General features: G+C 50.1%; 11 protein-coding genes. 9 read left to right on the top strand and 2 right to left on the bottom strand.

Going from position 1 to position 21,031, the window contains the following annotated elements; translation table 11 throughout:
• Window positions 1–7: 7 nt before the first annotated feature.
• Together msrQ and msrP are read right to left on the bottom strand one after the other, a co-directional pair.
• A complete protein-coding gene (gene msrQ / locus JFT56_RS09325) occupies window positions 8–646 on the bottom strand; it encodes a protein-methionine-sulfoxide reductase heme-binding subunit MsrQ (protein ID WP_198783342.1) in 639 nt (212 codons plus the stop codon).
• Between the two features lie 26 nt (window positions 647–672).
• Window positions 673–1,707: a protein-methionine-sulfoxide reductase catalytic subunit MsrP gene (msrP, locus tag JFT56_RS09320; protein ID WP_198783341.1), complete on the bottom strand. Its 1,035-nt coding sequence runs from the start codon at window positions 1,705–1,707 to the stop codon at window positions 673–675.
• A 288-nt stretch (window positions 1,708–1,995) separates the two neighbouring features.
• Between msrP and rmuC the strand changes: the two genes are divergently transcribed.
• From rmuC to recD, 9 genes are all read left to right on the top strand, one after another.
• Window positions 1,996–3,621: a DNA recombination protein RmuC gene (gene rmuC / locus JFT56_RS09315; protein ID WP_198783340.1), complete on the top strand. Its 1,626-nt coding sequence runs from the start codon at window positions 1,996–1,998 to the stop codon at window positions 3,619–3,621.
• Between the two features lie 104 nt (window positions 3,622–3,725).
• Complete coding sequence (locus JFT56_RS09310) at window positions 3,726–5,651, top strand: transglycosylase SLT domain-containing protein (protein WP_198783540.1); 1,926 nt, start codon at window positions 3,726–3,728, stop codon at window positions 5,649–5,651.
• A gap of 237 nt (window positions 5,652–5,888) precedes the next feature.
• A complete protein-coding gene (locus JFT56_RS09305) occupies window positions 5,889–6,593 on the top strand; it encodes an EAL domain-containing protein (protein WP_198783339.1) in 705 nt (234 codons plus the stop codon).
• A gap of 330 nt (window positions 6,594–6,923) precedes the next feature.
• Window positions 6,924–7,835: an AAA family ATPase gene (locus JFT56_RS09300; RefSeq protein WP_198783338.1), complete on the top strand. Its 912-nt coding sequence runs from the start codon at window positions 6,924–6,926 to the stop codon at window positions 7,833–7,835.
• 54 nt (window positions 7,836–7,889) lie between these two features.
• Window positions 7,890–8,954, top strand: coding sequence for a DUF58 domain-containing protein (locus JFT56_RS09295; protein WP_198783337.1), 1,065 nt, complete (start codon window positions 7,890–7,892; stop codon window positions 8,952–8,954).
• Complete coding sequence (locus JFT56_RS09290; RefSeq protein ID WP_420136019.1) at window positions 8,954–11,161, top strand: transglutaminase TgpA family protein; 2,208 nt, start codon at window positions 8,954–8,956, stop codon at window positions 11,159–11,161. The genes JFT56_RS09295 and JFT56_RS09290 overlap by 1 nt, the downstream gene beginning before the upstream one ends.
• A gap of 124 nt (window positions 11,162–11,285) precedes the next feature.
• On the top strand, window positions 11,286–15,077 hold the full coding sequence (recC, locus tag JFT56_RS09285; protein ID WP_198783336.1) for an exodeoxyribonuclease V subunit gamma: 3,792 nt from the start codon (window positions 11,286–11,288) through the stop codon (window positions 15,075–15,077).
• Complete coding sequence (gene recB / locus JFT56_RS09280) at window positions 15,074–18,901, top strand: exodeoxyribonuclease V subunit beta (protein WP_198783335.1); 3,828 nt, start codon at window positions 15,074–15,076, stop codon at window positions 18,899–18,901. Before recC ends, recB begins: the two co-directional genes overlap by 4 nt.
• Window positions 18,898–21,024, top strand: a complete 2,127-nt coding sequence (gene recD / locus JFT56_RS09275; protein ID WP_198783334.1) for an exodeoxyribonuclease V subunit alpha — start codon at window positions 18,898–18,900, stop codon at window positions 21,022–21,024. The genes recB and recD overlap by 4 nt, the downstream gene beginning before the upstream one ends.
• Window positions 21,025–21,031 lie beyond the last annotated feature (7 nt).

Below are 21,031 nucleotides of genomic sequence, written 5' to 3'. Positions count from 1 at the left end.
CTAGGTTCTAGGTTCTAGGTTCTTTAGCTATCATATCTACCGGGCGAGCCTGACGTTTTTTATGCCAGTTTGGTAAACGCCACAACAGCAACAGACTCAAGCCCAAAAGATACAGGCTCGGTTCAATAATCTCTGATTTAACCGACCAATAAAAATGGATAGGCGCCAGTAGTGCTACAAGGTAAACCCCATTGTGCAGAGTTTGCCAACGGCGCCCCATCTTACGCATCAACGCCTTAAAAGACGTGACCGCTAAGGCTGTTACAATCAGATAAGCCACGGCTCCCACTAAGATGTAGGGACGTTTCACCACTTCGCTCAACAGCAATTCCCATGCAAACAGCAGATCTAAACTGAAAAAAGCCGCGATATGCAAACTGGCGTAGGCAAACACATATAAACCGACGAGGCGGCGAGTCTGCATTAAAAAACCCAGCTTAAACGCCTTAGCGACGGGCGAAATCAGTAAAGTTGCCACTAAGGCATTGAGGGCACCTATCCCAGTAAAGTGAATAATGTACTGCACGGGATCGCCACCGGCCCGCCCTGCCATAACACTCAATACGAGCAAAACGAGGGGCAATAACCCCACGAGATGAAATACTGTTTTAAGCAAAATCAGCTGCTTAGCTGTCAATCTAAACATAGGTCATTTCCATCAACTCATCACTCTCAATAAAATTTACGTAAATCCATATCACCATAGAGCGATGCGACAAACTCGCCATAACCATTGAAAGGTTGGGTATCGATACGCTTTGCCGAAAAGAGTCCCCCTTCACCTATCCGACGTTCACTCGCCTGGGACCAGCGGGGATGATCGACGGCGGGGTTAACGTTGGCATAAAAACCATATTCATGGGGGGCTAATTGATTCCAACTGGTGGGCGGCTGTTTATCCATCACTCGAATTCGCACTATGGACTTAATGCTTTTAAAACCGTATTTCCAAGGCACCACTAAGCGTATCGGCGCGCCATTTTGTGGGGGCAAAGTTTTGCCATATAAGCCCACAGACAGCAAAGTCAGATCGTTCATTGCCTCGGCTAAGGTTAAGCCCTCAACGTAGGGATAATGAATACCACCACCCATTAAGCGACTCTTTTGTCCCGGCATTTGCTCGGGATCGAAGACGGTTTCAAAGGCAACATACTTGCCCTTTTGGGTCACTCCGACTTTTTTAAGTAATGCCGCCAGAGGGAATCCGACCCAAGGGATCACCATGGACCAGGCCTCGACACACCGTAAACGGTAGGTTCGCTCCTCTAGGGAAAACATAGTGGTGAGATCATCAAAGTCCAGCGTCATTGGTCGTTCAACTTCGCCTTCGATCCGTAATTGCCAAGGGTCAACCTTAAAGTGTTGGGCGTTATCGACGGGATCTTGCTTACTCGTGCCAAACTCATAAAAATTATTATGGGTCGTGACTTTATCAAAGGGCGTTAACACTTCACCGCTGCCGTAACGCTGATTGGGTTGAAAGGTCAGCGGCGTAGTAATAAAAGAGGATTTAGGCTGCTCACCGAAAAGATCGAACAGGCCCGCCTGCACATAACCTGGAATACTCGCCCCAATTGCCCCTAAGCCCATGGCTTTGACGATTTGCCGGCGCGCACGAAATACCGACTCTGGCGTCACTTGGTTATCCTGCAGATGCCACTGTGCTTTTTTAAGAATACCTTGTGTAAAACGGGAATGATTAGCCAATTGACACCTCTATCATTTATTGCGACTGCATTATGCTCACGCTGGCTCTAGGATGATTACATAGCATGTGTAGCGCACTCATCTAAAGCCACTATGAACCTCTATGGTATAGACAGTGGAATGCGGGAAAATCTTTCATTGTCACTTATACCCAAACAACCTGAAGATTTAAATGTATAAGACTTGCTCATTCAAGCCTGCGCGCAAACAGATTGTTCATTAAAGCACTTGAAGCCTTTTAGGGGGCATGCGACCCTAAGCGCCAAAGCTAAAGGAGTGCTAGTGACCATGCCATTTTCTCAATCTTTTTCCGTTGCCGACATCATCGGCCTTCTCGCCGTCGCATTTTTGGGGTTATTGATCGGCGCCCTACTCAATCAACGTTTAACCCGCCAACGCTGGCAACAGTTTAAGGACGAACTCGAACAGGAAATGCGTCAAGTGAATGAAGACGCTGAACTCTCCCTCGCGCAACAACAAATATTGGTCGACGATAAAGACAGCCAACTGCGCCAGTATCAACAAAGACTTGAGCAAAAGATTGAGCAACTGGGCAAAGCCGAAGCCTTAGCCGAGCGCGTGCCCAGTTTAGAGCAACAGGTCAATGACAGCCAGCGCCGTCAGTTAGAGTTACAGTTAGCCCTGTCAAAATCTAACGCTATGCAGCAAACCATTCAGGCAAAAGCCGAAGCACAGCACGCCTCCCTACAGGAAAAAATTGTCACACTCGAAACCGCCGAAGTGCGTTTGCAAACCCAATTTGAAAACCTCGCTAATCGGATATTTGAGGAGCGCAGTGAGAATTTTAAACACCAAAATGCCAGCCAATTAGAGGGCGTACTTGGGCCACTTAAGCAGCAATTAGAAGGTTTTAGGCAGCAAATTCGTGAATCCTACACCCACGAACAATCCGAACGTAGCGCCCTTAAACATCAACTCGAACACCTGCGCGATCTCAACCTTAAGATGAGCCAAGACGCCATCAACTTAACCAAAGCGCTCAAAGGCGATAATAAGCAACAGGGCAACTGGGGAGAAGTGATTTTAGACCGAGTACTGCAGGAAAGTGGCCTACGTGAGGGCCATGAGTATCATACCCAGCAGGATCTCAAGGATGATAATGGCAAACGCTTTAAGCCCGATGTCATAGTGCATTTGCCAGAGAATAAAGATGTGGTGATCGATGCCAAAATGTCGCTGCTAAGCTACGAGCGTTACTTTAACAGTGAAGATCCGCAACTGCGTCAACAGGCCATCAACGAGCATGTGCTTTCTATTCGTAACCATATAAAAGGGTTGAGCCAGAAAGACTATCAACGTCTGCACGGGCTTAAAAGCCTAGACTATGTGCTGATGTTTATTCCGATTGAACCCGCATTCTTATTGGCGTTAGAGCACGATCCAAGCCTAGTGAACTTTGCCCTAGAGCAAAACATCATGCTGGTGAGCCCAACGAATCTATTGGTTGCCCTGCGCACCATCAACAATATCTGGCGTTACGAATACCAAAACCAACACGCCCAGACGATAGCCAAACAAGCGGGTCGTATTTACGATAAGCTTTGTGGCTATATTGAAGACATGGAAAAACTGGGCCGAGCCCTAGATAACGCCGAAAAAACCTATCATAGTGCGATGAATAAGTTGGCTTCAGGTAAAGGGAACTTAGTCCGCCAAGCCCACTTGATGCAGCAATTAGGGGTAGATACCAGCAAGCAATTGGATAAAATGTTGCTTGAGAAGGCCCTCAACGAGGCATTGGACGACAATGATATTGAACAAGACGATGTCGAAGAAAATGATGTCGAAGAAAACAATCTCGAACAAACCCAAAGAGTCGAACAAAATCAAAGAGAGCAGGACACAGCCCAAACCCTTGAACCTAAGGATGCCACCGCACTCGAACACTATTAAGCACATACGTTAATTAAGCACATACGTTAAAAACTGAATCTCTTTCACCTTGAATCGATACGGAAATGTCGATTGTGACCTTGATGCCCGGAGGCAAAAACTGCATGTGCAAACCATTAATACATATGGTTTTATCTAGCGCGATAGTCATAGCAGGGGCATTTAATGCCTCTGCAGCTTGGGCTTTAACCCCAACGCAAAAAACCTTTCTCGATGCTGAAAAAGCCTTGAAGAAACAAAATTATGAAGTCTATAAACCCCTACGCGCCAAACTGGGTGATTATCCGCTGGCGATCTACCTAGATCATGATATTGACATAGGCAGGCTCAACGACCTCCATGGTGAAGCGGCTAAAGCGCTTATCAATAAATATCAAACTACGCCCATGTACCAGCGCCTGCGCGCCAAGTATTTAGTCAATGCGGGCAGTAAAAAACGCTGGAATGATTTTCTTGCCCTCGCCAAGGACGCACCAACGGATGTGCGCCTGCAATGTTACTTTTATGAAGCCAAGCTCGCTAAAGGGGAAACTCAGCTCGCCTACAATGCCGCAACATCGCTGTGGGTCTATGGTGGCTCTCGTCCAAAGGAATGCGATCCCCTGTTTAACGCTTGGACAAAAGCAGGAAAACGCACACAGGATGTGATTTGGGCCCGCATGCTACTGAGTTTCGATGAAGATGAAGCTAGTCTGCTCAGTTATTTATCCCAGAAGATCACCAGCCACAGCAACGAAGCCAAACGCTTAGTCGCCGTGTTTAAGGATCCCAACAGCCTGCGCCATACCGAGAAATTTAAGGATAAAAATCCTATCGTTGGCGATATCGTCGCCGCGGGCTTAAAACGCCTTGCCCGCAAGGATCTCGACCAAGCCATCAATTTGTATACTCGGTATCAAAAAACGAAACGTTTTACCCCGCCCCAAGAACAGCAACTGCAAAAGTTCCTTGTCCGTCGGGTGCTGATCGAGCAAGACAACAATTTTAAGGACTTTGTCGATACCGTCCTACCCGATATGAAAAGTGATGATATGGTTGAGCGCCGCCTACGCTGGGCAATACGGGAACAAGATCACAGCCATATCGCCCGCTACTTGAACTTGCTGACGCCAGAAACCCTCACTAAGGAACGTTGGCAGTATTGGCTATACCGAACCAATGCCAAAAATGCCCCGGAGAGTGCGACTAAGGCCCTAGCAACCATCAGCAATGAACGCAATTTTTATGGATTTGCGGCGTCGCAATTATTGAATAAACCCGTATCACTCAACCAAAGCCCTGAGCCTGTGGTCGATGGAAACAGCAGCAAGCTCGAGGATGATCTCGGTTTTGTGCGCGTTAAAGAGCTGATGGCATTAGATCGCTACTTCGATGCCCGCTATGAATGGATGTCATTACTCAAGCGCAGCGATAATTCAATGCGCGCCCGCTATGGCCGTTATGCCCACGAGCAGGGCTGGTATGACTTTGGGGTCGAAGCCAGTATTCAAGGTAAGCTGTGGGACGACATCCCCCTACGCTTCCCCATGGCACACCAAAGTGGCTTTGAGCACGCCAGTAAAAAGCATAGGGTCAATGTCGATGAAATTCGCGCGATCAGCCGCCGCGAGAGCGCATTTTTTCTCTACGCCACATCGGGGGTCGGTGCTCGCGGCTTAATGCAAATCATGCCGGCAACCGCTAAGGCAACCGCCAAAAAGCACGGAGCTAAGTATAAAAATCCTGATGATTTGTACAGTGCAGAGTTAAATTTAAACTTGGGCAGCGCCTATTACGCCCAGTTATTAAAGGAGTTTAACCAAAACCGCGTACTCGCAACGGCGGCCTATAATGCGGGGCCCTCCCGCGTTCGTCGCTGGTTAGCGCAATCGAATGGTAAGCTAGATACGATGAGCTTTATCGAATCTATCCCCTTCACAGAAACCCGGGAATATGTGCAAGCCGTATTGAGCTATCGCTTGATCTATGAGGCGCAAAAGCAAAAGCCTCAGCCACTCTTTAGTGATAAAGAGCTTAATTTTAGCTATTAACCCACCCCGAAGTTCCGCATTTAAGGTGGCCTCGGCCACCTTAAATTCAAACGCTAAGAGGCCTTAATCACCCGCTGCCGCAGAGTCAATTACTTGACATTAGTCAATATAATTCAATTGATTATAAAAATGCACATTAAAGCAGCAATCAAACAACATTAAGGTAAACTTAATTGCACTGCTGCGGAATAAATGTAATTAATTAGCGATCCATGGATTACATCTCTGTATCTGGCAATGATCAATCTCCACTCTCTGACCCTAAGCTGTGAATATCAACCCTTTGTCAATCCGCAGGACCAAAGCATTAATGGCTACGAAGCCCTCGCCCGCTTTTATTTACCCAATGGTCAAGCGATCGCCCCTAATCTGGTGTTTGAACAATTGCATGAGTCGAGCGCGACCTTAGCCGCGGTGGAATATCAGGCCAAAACCTTTCAACTGCAACATGCCCCAAGTGAGCAACGACTGTTTATCAATATCGATCCCCATGCAGTGAATGGCCCATATACCGAAAAATTACTCACGCTCTTATCAGGCTATCAACACATTACCGTTGAAATTATTGAAAATACCTGCATTAGCGATGCGCAGCTTGCCAATCAACTCTTTCGCCAATTCAAAGAGGCAAATATTAAAGTGGCCCTCGATGATATAGGGGCGCCCCATTCCCTGCTGTCAATCGATTTGATGCTGAATGTGGATTTCCTCAAATTTGATCGCTATTGGTTAACCCTCATTGAGCAATCCCAGGGGATCCAACTGATCGCGGCCCTAGTGGAGTTTGCCAAACGTACCGGCAAACAAACCATTTTGGAGGGCATAGAAACCGAAGCACAACTCGCCTTCGCCAAATCCATTGGGGTTGATTTTGTGCAAGGCTTTTTATTTAAACCTTGGTTTATCCGCCCCAGCGCTACGCAGGTGCTGTGTTTAGGCTAACCAACGCACCTCTGGACCAAAAACCCATTCTTTACGGACATTAATCCGCTGGATAAGCGCGGTATATTCCACCATAGTGATAGTATTGATTTGAGTGCTAAATAGCCGTTTTGAATTGAGATCACTTTATAGGGCGAGCAGGGTATCGGTAAGCAGGCCCTCTGCGCCATGGATGGCGCGGTGGAGCCCTCAAGGAAGAGTTAACGGCGTGCCTGCGTGCGATACCCTGCGATGTAGCATCATTAAGAACAGTTATTTAATGAGAGTGATAGTGCTAATGTGATAGTGCTAATGTGATAGTCATAAAGCTAACGACACAAGGAGTCCTCCGTGGCACAAACTGGGATCAGCGAACTATTACAACAACTTGAGCAAGTCTTGCTGGGTAAACCTCGGCAGATCCGTTTGGCTTTGGCCTGTATCCTCGCCCGCGGCCATCTGTTGATTGAAGACTTGCCCGGTATGGGCAAGACCAGCCTGTCCCACGCCATCGCCCAAAGCTTAGGTTTAAGCTATCAAAGGGTGCAATTTACCAGCGACATGTTACCCGCCGATATTCTCGGGGTCTCGATTTTTGATAAGCATCAAGCGCAATTTGTATTTCACCCTGGGCCGATATTTAAACAGATGATCTTAGCCGATGAGATCAACCGCGCCAGCCCTAAAACCCAAAGTGCCTTACTCGAAGCGATGGCCGAACAACAGATCTCCGTCGATGGCATCACCCACAGGCTGCCGAATCCCTTTTTTGTGATCGCAACGCAAAACCCCACGGATCAATCGGGCACGTTTCCCCTGCCAGAATCCCAATTAGATCGCTTTATGATGCGGCTTTCCATCGGTTATCCCAGCCACGATGCTGAATTTGCCATGCTTAAACATCATCATTCCCACCTCACACTCGATCAATTGCCCCAATGTTTAACGCCTATGGCATTGATGCAACTGCAGGAGGAATGCGACAGGATCAGCGCCTCCGATGCCCTGCTGAATTATATTTTGGCCCTAGTGAGTTTTTCCCGCACTCAAGCCGAAAGTGTCGGCCTGTCCCCCCGAGCGACTAAGGCGCTCTTACAAGCCGCTAAGGCCTGGGCCTTTTTAGAGGGCAGACATTATCTGGTCCCCGAAGATGTGCAGGCGGTGTTTTGCGCCGTCGCCGAACATAGGCTCAGAACCAGTAGCCAACTGCAGGGAGAAGCGATTTCGGAGCGGATCCTCGCCAGCGTCAATCCCATTTTGTAGCAATCGCAAATCATCGGAGGAAACTAAGATGGTGAAGCCAGATGGTGAACCAGAGTGAAACGAGTGATTGCGCCAATATGGCAGCGCTGGCTCGCACGGCGTTTACCACCGAGCCCTGAGATCACCCTCAGTCACCGCAGTATCTTTATTCTGCCCAGCGGCTTTGGCCTAATTTGGCTTGCACTGGTGTTGCTCTTGTATTTGTTTGGCACCAACTATCAGAATAATTTAGTGATTGGCTTAAGTATTTTGCTCTTAAGCCTGTTTAATACGGGGATCCTCTACAGCTATAAAAATCTCGCAGGGCTGCATTTACGGGCCGTCACGCCGCCTGAAGTCTATGCGGGGGAAACCATCACCTTTCCCGTGTTACTCAGTTCTAATCACATGAGCCATAACGTGAATTTGAGCTACCCACAAAATCTTAGCTTTATTATTAAACAGGTCGGCGCGGACGAAGTTCAGGCCCTAGTTCCCTTCGAACATGGGAAGCGCGGTAAACTCAACCCCGGGCGACTTAAGATTGAATCTTTCTATCCCCTCGGACTGTGCCGGGCTTGGTCCCATATCGATCTCGATACCCAGCACTTAGTGTATGCCGCGCCCATAGAAGCGCCGGTTCACCTCGAGGCGACAGATAACCAGCCCGAAGACATCCTCCCCGAATTTGCGGGGAAACACGTGGCCGGTATAGATGAATTTAAAGGGCTCAAACCCTATGTGCTCGGCGAATCCTTAAAGCAAGTGGCGTGGAAACAATGGGCACAGGGACGCGGCTTTTTGACTAAGGAGTTTGAGCAGCCACAGGGCGATCCCGTTTGGTTAAGATTAAGGCCCGATCCCAAACGGCTCGAATCCCAATTGAGCCAGCTAAGCTGGCAGGTCAACAAACTGTCGCAACTCGAGCAGCATTTTGGCCTTTTGTTGCACACGCCAGAGGGGGAAGACATTATCCTCGCCCCCGCCATAGGCAACAGCCATAGAGTGGCCTGCCAAAAGGCATTAGCCCTCTACCCCCAGGTCGATGCCCTATTCAAACAAGCTGACCGCACCATCCAGCCTACTTTGAAAAATTTTGGTCAGAGACGAGATATCCCCACGGTGGAGGATACGCGCTAATGTTCAGCAAGAAGATGTTCACCAAGAAGATGGCGCTATCGAGCAACCTAGGCTCGCCACAGACCGGAGAGAATATCAGCCGCCAAACCCTCTTTTGGTTGCTATTAACCAATCTGGCGGTATTGAGCCCCTTGTTTGATAAAACTACGCCTTGGACACTGGGGATCTGCGCCATCTGCCTTGTGTGGCGCATCGGCATTTATGTGGGGAAAGTTGCTAAACCTCCGCGGTTTTTAGTCACTAGCCTCGCCATTGGCGCAGCAATCACCCTCGCCTTGGTTTCTGGGGAAATCGGGTTACTGAATGCCTTAGTCAATCTGCTTATTTTAGGTTATGCCTTAAAATACATTGAGATGCGAAGCTTAAGAGATGTGCGCGCCGTCGTCATTGTGGGCTACTTTTTGATCGCATTAAGCTTTATCGATCACCAATCTATGCTCAACACTGTGCATTTGCTGGGGGTCACAGTGATCAACACCTGCGTACTGGTGACCCTGTATCAAACCAAGCAGTCATGGCAACATACGGCATGGATGAGTGGCAAATTACTGTTGCAGAGTGCGCCCCTAGCATTATTATTATTTTTAGTCCTGCCGCGCTTTGCCCCCCTGTGGTTGGTGCCCAATATAAAAGAGACGCAAACCGGATTATCCGATACAGTGTCTGTGGGGGACATTACTAAGCTGACCCGTTCCACTGAATTAGCCTTTCGGGCCAGCTTTCAAGGGACCAATTCTCAAACCAACAATTCTCAAGGCAACAGTCCGCCTAATGCCGAGCTCTACTGGCGAGCTCTAGTACTGGAAGATTATGATGGCCTCACTTGGCGCCAGGAAATCGGCATCAAAAAACTGCAGCAGGATGCTTTTCTTTTACCCCCTTCCCGGCCCAATCCTGCCAAGCTATTCACCTTAGCAGAATCAACATTGGCGCAGGAGCCCAAGCTAACCAATACCGCCTCGCCACAGGCTTCAGCAAACCCGCAAACAAAGATTTATCGCTATCAAGTGATTGCCGAGCCTAGCCACCAACCCTGGTTATTTGGCTTAGATCTGGCCTACAGTCAGGATGACGGCATAGTCAACCTGCCCGATTATCGCCTCTACTCCCTACGGAATGTCGATCAACGTATCAGCTATCGAGTGGAGTCCTGGCCCAGCGCCCCCATGGATCTTCAGCTCTCAAACACACAAAGGGCTATCAACCTTAAGCTGCCCGATGACAGTAACCCCCGCACCTTGGCCCTCGCCAAGCAATTTAACAGCCAATATCCCGCCCCTAAGCAGCGCCTTTGGGCCATGATGCGCTATTTCAATAGCCAACCATATTTCTATACCCTCACTCCGCCACCACTAGGGCCGCAACAGATAGATGATTTTTTGTTTGAAAATAAAGCCGGCTTCTGTGTGCACTATGCCTCGGCCTTGATTTTTATGGCGCGGGCAACCGGATTACCCGCGCGCATGGTCACAGGTTATCAAGGCGGAGAATACAATCCCCAGGCGGGATATTTAAGCGTGTACCAATATATGGCCCATGCATGGGCAGAAATTTGGCTAGAGGGCGAAGGTTGGGTGCGGTTTGACCCCACCGCCATGGTGGCTCCCAATCGTATCGAATTGGGTTTTGATGCCCAGTTTGATCCAGAGCAAAGTTACCTACAAGAAAGCCCATTTAGCCCCCTGCGCTTAAAGGCGCTCCCTTGGCTTAATGAGCTAAGACAAAGGTTTGCCAGCATAGATTATTACTGGAGCCTATGGGTGCTTGGCTTTAACCAAGAACGGCAAAATAAGGTATTGAGAAATCTGCTCGGAGATGTCACTAAGACTAAGGTCGCCGTCTTTATGAGCCTATGTATCGGCTTGATTGGACTGTACATTGCCTACAGTGTGGGGTTATTCCGGGTTAAACAGGGGCAAGATCCCATCAGCGAGCGTTACCAAGGTATTTGTAAACGCCTAGCGAAACACGGGATCCGCCGCAGCCCAAACCAAGGCCCCAACCACTTCGCCGCGCAAATCCTAGCCGACTATCGGCATAAAGCACCAAAGTTGTGCGCCCTGTTTAGCGAGTTAACCGAGAGTTACGTCGCCCTTAAATACCAGGACTTACCGGCACAGGTTTACCAGCAGCAATTGGCACAATTTAAAGCCAAAGCGACCGCACTTCACTTGCTGCTGATGCGCCCCAATAAGCACTTAAAATAAGCGCTTAATTCAGCCTAGGGGCTAAGGCTTGTTGAATCTTATAAATCAAACACATAGAATTGCTGTTAAGCACACATTCATCACTATTGTCACCCTTTGAGTGACACAAGATCACGGGTTGAACATGTTAAAGTTAATCCAGTCCAATCAAATGGAAGTGCTCTGCGCCCATTTAGCCGCCTACCTTCGCCAGCGCGTACCAAGTGCACGCCTACTGCAAAGCGAGCATATTTTGGTGCAAAGCCCCGGCATGTCAACTTGGCTGCGCCTAGAAATAGCCAAGCAGAATGGGGTCGCCGCAGCACTGGAATTCCCTTTGCCCTCCAGCTTTACCTGGCAGCTCTGCCACGAGCTATTGCCCAATGTGCCCAAGGATAATGCTTTTACCAAGGCGGCAATGACCTGGAAACTAATGCAATTGCTGCCACGGCAATTAGCCGATGAAGCCTTTGGGCCTTTAAGACATTATTTAGCCCCAAGTTCCCCTGAATTAACGCAGCCCAACACTGAAACACACACCCAAGCCGATGATCCCTTAGATCAGATCAAGCTCTACCAGCTCTGTGGCCGTATCGCCGATATCTTTGACCAATATTTAGTCTACCGTCCCGACTGGATGTTAGCGTGGGAGCAAAATACCCAGCCCGAAGGCATACGACTCAATGAAGAACAGGCATGGCAGCCGCTGTTATGGCGCGCCCTTGTGGCCTTTAACCGGGATGAACTTCAGCAAAGCCATTACCACAGGGCCAATCTGCACGCTGACTTGATTGCTAAACTTGAGGACCCCACGACTTCCCTTGCCAAGTTACCCCAACGCTTATTTGTGTTTGGTATTTCTTCAATGGCGCCACAAACCCTTGAAGTGCTTTATCATTTGGCAGGCCGCATCGATGTTGTCATCCTCGGGCTCAGCCCCTGTCAGCACTATTGGGGGGATATAGTCGATCCCCGTCACCGCGCCCGTATGGCGGTGCAATATGCTGGGAAACGGCAATTGGCCGAGCAATGGGAAGACAAGCTTGAGGTGGGTAATCCGCTGCTCGCCAATAACGGCAAAATGGGCCGCGAGTTGCTCGATATGCTGCTCGAACTGCCTAGCGATCACTGTGATTTTGGCCATGATGTTTATCGTGAGCCCTGTGATAACCCGAATGATCCCCAGAGTCGGGCCAGCATGCTCCACGGGGTGCAATACGATATTTTAGAGATGCAGACCCTAGACAGGGTGCTCGGCCCAGATACCGCGCTTTATCAAAACACCAGTGCCCGGCGCATCCTCAAGCAGGACGATGAATCGATTCGTATCATCAGTTGCCACAGCCCACTGCGGGAGGTCGAAACCCTGCACGATCACTTGCTCGATCTACTCGACCGCCATAGCCATAGCCTAAACCAAAGCCAGAACCAAACAACAGCGCCGCTATTACCTAAAGACATAGTAGTGATGCTGCCCGACGTCGCCGCCTATGCCCCCTATATCGATGCCGTTTTTGCTGCCAAACAAGGGTTAGAGTACATTCCCTACGCCATTGCCGACCGCGGCGCCGCCCAGGAATCACCGCTGATCAACAGTTTTTTAAATTTACTGGGCATAAACCAGAGCCGCTTCGGCCTGACCGATATTCTGAGCATACTGGAAGTGCCCGCCATTTTGCGCCGCTTTGGACTCGATGACGATGAGTTGCAACTGATCCGCCGCTGGTTGGATGATGCCGGAGTCCGTTGGGGGCGGGATCAACACAGTCGCCTTAAACAAGGAGTTCCGGCCTTCGAACAAAACTCCTGGGCCTTTGGGATCCGGCGGTTAATCTTAGGATATGCCCTCAGTGACGATGCGCCCCTCTATCTGGACAACTTAGTGGTCTCTGGGGTAGAAGGTCAATCGGCCCAGGCACTCGGCAAGTTACTCAACTTTATCGAAGTCCTCGATGACACAGCGCAGCAATTTGAACGCCCCCAAACGGGGACGGCACGTTTAGCCGAGTTGAGCCAGATGCTCGATGCCTTCTACGACACAGATGAGGATGAGCGCGAGCAATTACAGGAAATCCGCGACGCCATCGCCGCATTAGAGCAAGAGTTACTCTGTGCAGCCCCAACCGCACTGTCACCAGAGGCCCTGTTGTCAGAGGCCAAGTCGCCAGAGGCACTGTCGTTCGAAGCACTGTCGTCAGGAGCAATAGTGGGGCAGCCTATCGCCAATACACTCACCCTGAGCATTGAGGTATTGCAGCAATGGTTTAATCAACGCTTAACCGAGTCCCGCGTTGGCCAACGCTACCTCGCCGGAAGCGTGAATTTTTGCACCTTAATGCCGATGCGCTCGATTCCCTTTAAGGTAGTGTGTTTACTGGGAATGAACGACGGTGTTTACCCTAGGGTGACTCACCCTGTGGGCTTTGATTTAATGGCCCACTTTGGGGCGCGTAAGGGCGATAGATCCCGCCGCCTCGATGATAGATATCTGTTTTTAGAAGCCCTGTTATCCGCCCGCGAGCAGCTCTATATCAGCTATATTGGCCGCAGTGAGCGGGACAACTCAGAGCGAATAGCCTCTATGTTAGTCTCTGAGCTGATTGAGTATTGTCAGCTTTGCTATCTGCCTGAAAGCCTATTGCCTGAGCTTGAAAGCACTGAGCTTGAAAGCACTAAGCTTGAAACCACTAAGGTTGAAGCCGCAGAAGCCGCCCTGCACAGCGCCATTGTCAGCCACCAGCCGTTGCAGCCCTTCGATCCTCGCCTGTATCGCGCACCTAAAGCGGGCAGTGAAAATCCGAATGACGCCGGCATCAAGCAAAGCTACAGCAAACAATGGTGTCCACCCAATCAGCTGTTGCCTCGTCAGCACTTTATTGATGCCGATACCCAGATCCACAGTTTGGAAAATCTGCCTATCGATACCGACAAGGCTGCGGACATGGGGCATGGGGAGATGGCCCATGTAGATGTCTCCGCCTTGATCCGTTTTTTCCGAAATCCGGCGCAATATTTCTTTAACCGCAGCCTGAAAGTCGATTTAAGTATTCGTATTCAAGCGGATGATAACGATGAACCCTTTGGATTAGATGCCCTCGAACGCTACCAGCTACAGGCCGAGTTGCTGGACCATAACATTAGCCAAGGCATAACAACCGCCGATATCGATTTTATTGAACGCCTTAAAGCCAAGGGCAATCTCCCCATGCGGCCCTTCGATGAACTCTTGCTACGCCAATATCAGCATGATATTTCACCGTTAATTGGCAGAACCTTATTCCTTAAGGGGGAAGTACCGAGCCGCCATGGGGATATTAAACTCAGCTTTGAGCCCGATATTTATCCCCTAGGCCAAATACACACCCTCCTCCTCGAGGGCCGAATCGACGATATTAGCCCTAAGGGGCTGGTCAATTACCGCCCCGGCAGTGCCCATGGCCGCGATCTGCTGCGCCTGTATATTCGCCATTTATGCTTGATGGCGATGGGCCACACCCAGGCGAGCTACCTCCTCGATATGGGGCATTTCCATGCGCTGTCCCCCATTCATCCCGAGCAGGCCCACGCACGGTTGAGGGATTTACTGCAATTATTCTTCGAGGGGCAGCAACATCCCCTGTGTTTTATGCCCAGAACCTCCCTCGCCTACGCCCAAGCCGAGGGTGAACATGGGGACAAATTGAAGGAAGCTGAAGCAGAATGGTTAGATGAACAGGGCGAAATCGGCGAAGGCACAGAGCCGCACTACCAAAGGCTGTTTCAGTTCCCCAAGGACTTTACCCAAGCCCGCTTTGGGGCACTGGCGCAGCGCATTTATGCACCTATGGTGAGCTTATATCAGAAGGGCACCTTAGCAGAGCTAGAGGACTTTGCCCTTAACGAAGGCATGAACTTAGCGGTAACCAATTCCAGCAGTGAAGAAGGAGCACAGGCATGAGTCAACCTATAGACTTGGGCTCCCATAAACAGCCACAGACCCTTAATCCCTTAACTTTGCCCTTTAGTGGCAGTCGCCTGATCGAAGCCAGTGCGGGAACGGGTAAAACCTACACTATTTCAGGGCTATACCTGCGATTACTCCTAGGTGATATCACAGGAACGGGTGACAGCGGCAATCCCCTCACCTGTGAGCAAATTCTAGTCGTTACTTTTACCAATGCCGCTACCGAGGAGCTAAGGGATCGTATTCGTCGCCGTATTCAAGTCGCCTTTAAGTGTTTTTTAGGCCTAAGCGTGGACGACCCCTTCGTTGAAGCGCTTTACCAGAATACCCCAGAGGAGCAGCGGCCTATTGCCCTAAGGCGCTTCGATTTGGCATTAAAGTCCCTCGATGAGGCGGCGATTTTTACTATCCATGGTTTTTGTCAGCGGATTTTAGCGGATCTCGCCTTTGAGTCTTCCCTCCTGTTCGAGTCGGACTTTACCTTAGACGACAGCGAATTTTTACACCATGCGGTGCGGGATTTTTGGCGGGAAACCTGTTATCCATTGCCGGATGACCTAGCGGAAATCATTGCCAAGGCATTTACGGATCCCGATAACTTAGTTAAACAGTTGCGCCCGCTACTCGGGGCAAGCCAAGCGACGCCTCTCGTACCCACGGCAAAATTTGCCACCTTAGCCCAATCACTGCAGCAAAGTTTAGCGCGCTTTAAATTAGCCTGGCCCCGTGGCCGCGACGGCTTACTCGAGTTGCTCCACAGCTTGCCCTTAAACGGCACCCGGTTTGGTAAGGCGAGTGATCAGTACCCAAAACTTGCCGAGATGTTCGATAGCCTAGACAACTGGCTAGCCTCGGGTCGTGGACTGCCCTCGCCAAAAGCCCTAGAGGCGTTATCCCTATCACAGCTAAAACTCAACAAGGGCGGCGTGATCCCAAGCGCAGCAGAGGCGCCTTTAATGGCGCATATCGAACAGCTCGCCACCCTTATCGCCGAGATAAAACCGGCGTTTTTATGCAGTGCCAAACTGGGGATCAGCGCGCGTTTTGCCAAGCAAAAGCAGCAAAAAAATGTGCTCACCCCCGATGATCTACTGACTAGCCTTGAGGCGGCGCTACGCACTAACCATCAGACGTTACCAAGGGCCGTGGCGAGCCGCTTTCCGGTGGCGCTTATCGATGAATTCCAGGACACAGATCCATTACAATTTTCAATTTTTTCAAAGATTTACCAGTTAGATAACCCTCAAGCTTTGCAGGATAAGTCCCCATCGGCAGATAAGGCACTTGGCCTACTGATGATAGGCGACCCTAAGCAGGCGATTTATGCCTTTCGCGGCGCCGATATTCACACCTATATCGAGGCCCGCAGGGCGACGGCCGAGCACTATCACTTAGACACGAACTATCGCTCGGGCGCTAATATGGTCGCGGGGGTGAATCATCTGTTTAGCAAGCATCCTAATCCCTTTATCAGTGATTCAATCCCCTTTGAGGCGGTTAAAACCCCCTGTGCAGCCAAAAACAAAGTCTTAACTGAGAAAATATCTACCGCGGCATCCCTCAGATTAAGGCTGCTCAGTGAAACCGAAAATGGCCTCAATAAAACCTTAGCCAGGCAAATACTGGCGGAGGATGCGGCCGCAGAAATCACTCGGTTATTGACCGATGCAGCCAATGGCGAGTGTCTCACCCCTAAGGGGCCATTAGTGGCTAAGGACATCGCCATCCTAGTGCGGGACCGCAACGAAGCGGCAGTGATGAAAACCGCCTTGAATAAACGCCAAATTGGCGCGGTGTTTTTAAGCCGTGACAGCGTGTTTAACACCCTAGAGGCGCGGGAAATGGTGTTAGTGCTGCGCTCATTGGCCGATCCTAAGGATGAGCGCGCCCTACGTAGTGCGCTGGCAACGGCACTGTTAGGCTATAGCGCAGAGCAAATTCACGCATTTAATCAAGATGAAGAACAGCGCCAGCAACTATTAGAGCAGTTTTTTAATCTGCACCAAATGTGGCAAAAACGCGGCATCATGCCCGCCCTATTAAGCCTCGCCAATAGCACTCATCTGATCGAACGCCTATTAGCCACGGGCAACACTCATACCGAGGATGGGCAAGATACCCAGGCCGAGACCATAGACGGTGAGCGGCGTTTAACCGATTTTCGTCACCTCGCCGAGCTATTACAGCAAAAATCCACTGAGCTGGATGGCATAAGCGCCCTTCTCAATTGGTATGAACAGCAACTGATTGATAATACAGGCACAGATGAACAGCAATTGCGGCTAGAGAGTGAGCAGAATCTAGTACAGATTGTCACTATCCATAAGAGTAAGGGCCTTGAGTACCCCGTCTGTTTTATCCCCTTTGTCAGCCTTGCGCGGGACAATCGCCGCAGACCTTCGCCCATGCTTTACCACAGAACCAATGCCCAGGGTGGGCAAGAACTGGTATGGGATATTGAGGGTACAGATGAAGGCTGGGAGCAGGCCAAGCAGGAGACCTTAGCTGAAGATCTGCGCCTATTATATGTGGCGCTCACCCGCCCGGTTTACCTCTGTTATTTATCGGTTGCCAATCACAGCCGCCAACTTAAAAACGGGCTCAAGAGTCAGTTACATGAAACGGCCATTGGTTATCTGCTGGGCATTGATGACGACAACTGCGACTTTAGCCGCCTGTGCCAAGCGGTGCAGCATCTTACTCAAGACCTTGATGCAATCAATTTTGCCATAGTGCCCGAGAGCATTGACCTAAGCTCACTGCCCTCAAGCCAAGATGAGGCCCAGGTCTTAAGCGCTAAAACCGTCACCCGCCAATATATCACGCCCTGGCGGGTCGGCAGTTATTCCGGCTTAGTCAAAAATACTGGCCAAGGTAAGGCCAAGCCCGGCGCCGATGATGAAGCCCTAGGCTCACTTGAGCTAAGTCAACTCAGTCAACTCAGTCAACTCAGTCAACAAAGTCGCGCGGCATTGGATCTCGCGACACTGAATCAACTAGGGCAAATCGCCAGCGATCCTCAAACTGCAGAGCAAGATCCCCTCGCCTTGAGCCGCTTTAACTTCGAGCGCGGTGCCAATGCGGGTAGTTTTATGCATTTAGTGTTAGAACTTATTGATTTTACACAGGCTGAAATCGATTTAGCACAACACTTACCTAAGGCAATGCTGCAATACGCTATTGCCCCAGAATGGCAAACCGTACTGCAGGCCTGGTATCTGGATCTATTGCATGCACCGCTGGCACGGCCCCCCAGTGAAACCGTGCCATCGGATGCTAGTGCTTCACCACTCTGTCTTGCCAAGCTCGCCCCACGGGACACCTTAGTCGAGATGGAATTTTACCTGCCCTTAAGTGCGCTTAAGGATACAGAGCTCAATACTCTGTTGCTGCAGTATGGCTACGGATCTAACCTCAAGTTTGACGAACTTGAAGGCATGCTAAAGGGGTTTATCGACTTAACCTTTGAATATCAAGGCAAGTTCTATATTGCTGACTATAAATCCAATCATTTAGGTGACTCGTTCCAAGCCTACCATCAGGGGGCGCTGCAACAGGCGATAGCCGAGCACAGCTACGATTTGCAGTACATTCTCTATTCCTTGGCTCTGCACAGATACCTCGCTTTGCGTCTACCAGACTACGACTACGACAGGCATATTGGCGGTTGTTACTATCTGTTTTTACGGGGAATGTCGGCGCAGCAGCCGGGATTTGGCGTCTATTACGATAAGCCGCCTAAGGCGCTTATTTTAGCCCTTGATGCTTTGTTTAAGCGCAGTCCATTAACCCTAAAAGCGGCAGGAGTCACAGCATGAACACCACACTTGGGCCAAACCTAGCCTCAAACAGGGTTATCACCCATGGTAAAACCGCCGAAAACTGGCTTGACTATGGTGCTGTGCACCTGACGGCGCCCATCGAGGAGCTGCTCAAACGCTGGGAATTGGAAAGGCTGCTGACACCGCTTGATCGCCATTTTGCCCTCGAAATGGCGCAATTACACCCTAAGGATCAGCAGGATCCGCTGTTTATCCTGCTGTGCGCCCTACTGAGTCAGCAATTATCCTCCCAACACAGTTGCCTTGTGCTGGCTCATCTAGTGCCGCTCAATCCCCTGGCCGAACAATATAGCCATTGTAAACTCACCCTCAGCCTAGAGGCGCTCAACGACAGATTGCAAACCTTTGATGCGGTTGGTCATGCAGGCAGTAATAAGCCACTTATCCTCGATAATGGCAGGTTGTATCTACAGCGTTATTATCAGTTTGAGACCAAAGTCGCGACGGCATTAGTGCGGCTCTCACAGCAATCGAGCCTTGAAAATGAACAGGAGTCCAGCGGCAATCTAAGGCCGTATCTAGATCAACTGTTCCCAGCGATTGAGGGCGGTATTGAAGACGGTATTGAAGAAAAAAAAGCCATCGACTGGCAAAAAGTCGCCACGGCAACGGCGCTCGGTAAAAAACTGGCGGTGATCACCGGCGGCCCAGGCACAGGTAAAACCACCACAGTCACTAAACTGTTGTTATTGCAACAAATGCTTAAGCTTAGGGAAATCCGCCTCGTCGCGCCGACGGGTAAAGCGGCCGCCCGTTTAAGTGAATCCATTAAGGCCTCTAAGGCTCGCCTTGCCAAGGAACTGCTCACCTTGCCTAAGGCCAGCACAGCGGACTTAAAGGATAACGAGGCACTGTTAAGGGCCCTAGATCAAATCCCCGAAGAAGCCTCAACCCTGCATCGATTACTGGGGGTTATCCCCAATTCTGCCCAATTTCGCCACCACGCAGGTAATCCCCTAAGGCTCGACCTCTTGATTGTCGATGAAGCCTCTATGGTGGATTTGCCTATGATGTATAAACTGCTCAGCGCCCTACCGGAACACGCCAGTTTAATTTTGCTTGGGGATCAGGACCAACTCGCCTCCGTCGAAGCCGGAGCCGTACTCGCCGATATTTGTGCCGGGCTAAAACGTGAAGATACACAGTTTGACGAGCTGGTCATTCCCTGGCAAATGCGCTATTCCAAGGAGCAGGCAAATCGGCTTAGCCGCTTAACGGGTTTCAATTTAAGTTCCTATATCAGCGACTCGCCCAAACTTGGCGACAGCCTGTGCATGTTAATGCATAGCCATAGATTTAAGGGCGATGCGGGAATTGGGCTACTCGCCAGCGCGGTCAATCGCTCCGATTTGCAGGGAATCCTAGCGGTCTGGCAACGGGGATTTGCCGAGCTTAACTGGTTAGAGCATGGGATGGAGGTCAATGCGACCCAGGCCAAAATCAGTGAGCCTGAAAACAACAGCGGACTCAACGCGCTGCTTGAACAAGCGGTGAGTCTCTATGGCAATTATCTTACCCCTTTGAACCAAGGCGCCCGCCCAAGCACCTTTGATATTATCGAATCCTTTAATCAATATCGTATTCTATGCGCCATGCGCTCGGGCAATTATGGGGTCGAAGGGATCAATAGCTATGTCACTTTGGCCCTCGCCAAGGCGAAACTTATCCAGCCACAGCAGGAGTTTTACCTCGGTAGACCCATCATCATCCAAAGCAACGACTATAACTTGGGGCTATTTAACGGCGATATTGGGCTGATTTTACAAGACGAAGATAAACCCGAGCGATTAATGGCCCACTTTATTAAGGCCGACGGTAGCCAGCTGAAGGTATTGCCCGCGCGCTTACCGCGCCATGAAACCTGCTATGCGATGACAGTGCATAAAAGCCAAGGCAGTGAATTTAATCAGGTAGCCTTAGTCCTACCACCTCATCCCAGCCTAGCCCAGTGGCAGTTACTTACCAAGGAATTAGTCTACACGGCCATCACCCGCGCAAAAGCGCATTTTACCTGCCTAGGCACCCAAGCCGTTTTCGAGCGTGCCAGCAGCCAAATCACCCAAAGGGCATCAGGACTTGCTGCTAGGCTTTGGGAATAAGGAGCAA

This window comes from Shewanella putrefaciens, assembly GCF_016406305.1.
Lineage (GTDB): Bacteria > Pseudomonadota > Gammaproteobacteria > Enterobacterales > Shewanellaceae > Shewanella > Shewanella putrefaciens_C.
This window is presented reverse-complemented; position numbering and strand designations above follow the sequence as displayed.